General features: G+C 63.1%; 3 protein-coding genes. 1 reads left to right on the top strand and 2 read right to left on the bottom strand.

Going from position 1 to position 2,103, the window contains the following annotated elements; genetic code table 11:
- Positions 1 to 314 precede the first annotated feature (314 nt).
- Positions 315 to 800, bottom strand: a complete 486-nt coding sequence (locus CJ255_RS23140; protein ID WP_124682054.1) for a hypothetical protein — start codon at positions 798 to 800, stop codon at positions 315 to 317.
- Between the two features lie 62 nt (positions 801 to 862).
- Here CJ255_RS23140 and CJ255_RS23900 point away from each other — a divergent pair, with 62 nt between their 5' ends.
- Positions 863 to 1,078 (top strand): hypothetical protein, encoded by a 216-nt coding sequence (locus tag CJ255_RS23900; protein WP_165774885.1) that lies wholly within the window; start codon positions 863 to 865, stop codon positions 1,076 to 1,078.
- A gap of 311 nt (positions 1,079 to 1,389) precedes the next feature.
- Here the strand turns inward: CJ255_RS23900 and CJ255_RS24255 are convergent.
- On the bottom strand, positions 1,390 to 2,103 hold a 714-nt coding region (locus tag CJ255_RS24255; RefSeq protein ID WP_124682055.1), incomplete at its 5' end, for an eCIS core domain-containing protein.

Below are 2,103 nucleotides of genomic sequence, written 5' to 3' on the forward strand. Positions count from 1 at the left end.
GGGAAGCGGATGTTGTTGATTGCCCCATTTTGTCCACCATGAGCGAAGGCGCGTAGGAACGTTCCTGTTTGTGCCGTAGGTAGTGCCGACGTTAGTCGGCTTCCCATCGTTGCCCAAGACCTCAGCCGACTAAAGTCGGCACTACGATGCCCGCCCATGGACTATTCAGCATGACAGGCTGCTGGGATACGTAACAATTTCTGCTTCCCTTATACCAATTGCCCTTGAATATGCCGCATAGCAAATTACGTCAGATTGTAGTGCAATGAGGTATACCTTGCTTGTCACTCGTCACTCATCACTCGTAACTGGTATTAGCCTTTACGCCGCAACTCGGCAGCGAGACGTTGCTTAATCCGTTGGTAAATTTGGCGGGCCAGTGCATCGAGATCGGGGGCGGGTGGAGGGGGCGAAGGCGGATCGGGGGCTGCAACCGGGGCACGGGCCATCTGATCCTGCAAGGGGCGATTGGTCGCCGCCCGTTGCACTGGTGTCGCCTGCGCGTTCCCAGTCGTTCCTTGAGATACAGAGGCGGATGACGCGGCACGGGTGGGTGTAGGGGCACTAGGTTGGGCAACCGGCGCAACGGGTTTCGCGGCAGGTGTAACCAGTTTCGCAGTAGGCGTAACCAGCGGCGCTGCTTTCGCAGCAGGCGCAACCGGTTTCGCGGCGGACGTGGGTAGCACAGGAACTGTTGGTCGTTCTGCTTCAGAGACAACCGGCGGTGTTGCTGGTGGGGTTGCAGCCTCGCTACGGCCCTCCCCCATCCAAGCGGGCAACGGCTCCCACGGAGCGGGCAAGTTGCCCCAGACGGCCCGTGGCGGCGTGGGGGCGGGGGGGGCGTGAGGCGCGGAGGCGTGAGGTGAAGAGGCGTGAGGCGAAGAGGCGTGAGGCGAAGAGGCGTGAGGCGCGGAGGCGTGAGGCGCGGAGGCGTGAGGCGCGGAGGCGTGAGGCGCGGAGGCGTGAGGCGCGGAGGCGTGAGGCGCGGAGGCGTGAGGCGCGGAGGCGTGAGGCGCAGAGGCGTGAGGCGCAGGAGGTGGGGCGGCGGGTTCGTGAGTGGGCCGAAGATCAACGGTAGGTGCTACAAAGCGAGCTTGGGGAGGCTCAGGCTGACCCTCACCCCCCGTCTCCCGCTCTGGCATGGCGGGAGTGGGAGCGACGGCGGCGGCGCTTGCTGCGGGTGTGCCGTGTTCGGCTTTTGAACGTTCGGCTGTCGGACTGTCGGCTATCTCAGGGACGACGGTGGGAGCAACAAAGCGAGCAAGCAGTCTAGGCAGAGAGGGCGCAGGCAACCCACCAGCAGCAGGCAATGGACTTCTAGCCCCAGCATCTGAAGCCCTCGCAGCCGCACTGCTCACCGCCAACTGTTCATTACTCACAGCCCGCTGCTCACCATCCGCTGCGCTCTGTTCCCTGTTCTCTGTTCTCTGTTCCCTGTTCTCTGTTCTCTGTTCCCTGTTCTCTGTTCCCTGTTCTCTGTTCTCTGTTCCCTGTTCTCTGTTCCCTGTTCTCTGTTCCCTGTTCTCTGTTCTCTGTTCTCTGTTCTCTGCGCTCTGCGCTCTGTTCTCTGCGCTCTGCACTCTGCTCCCTGCTCCCTGCTCCCTGCTCCCTATTCTCAGCCACATGGGTCAACTCGTGCGCCAACAAACCCAAGCTCTCCGGCGTATCCTCGGCATAGCCTGGGCCAAGGAAGACCGCACCATCCACAGTCAACGCCTCCGCATCATATGCTGCCGCCAATTGCGCCGCCTCAGCCCCACGATAGATCGGCACCGTCGCGGGATCAAGACCCACAATCGGTGCCAAAAAGCGCCGTGTCGTCTCACGCAGCGGTAGCACATGCGCTAATGGCTTGCCAAGAGGTGGTGGCGGTGGCGTGCTAGGGGCGTGGGGGGGCGTGGGGGGGCCCTCACCCCCCGTCCCCCGCTCCCACGTTGTGGGAGAGGGGGGGATGGCAGCGCTGGCTTCTTCGCTTGCGCTGGGTTCGGCTCTCGAATTTTCGCCTATCGGATTTTCGGCTATCCCCGGGGGGCCCTCACCCCCCGTCCCCCGCTCCCACGTTGTGGGAGAGGGGGGGATGGCAGCGCTGGCTTCTTCGCTTGC

The organism is Candidatus Viridilinea mediisalina (genome assembly GCF_002532535.1).
GTDB lineage: Bacteria > Chloroflexota > Chloroflexia > Chloroflexales > Chloroflexaceae > Viridilinea > Viridilinea mediisalina.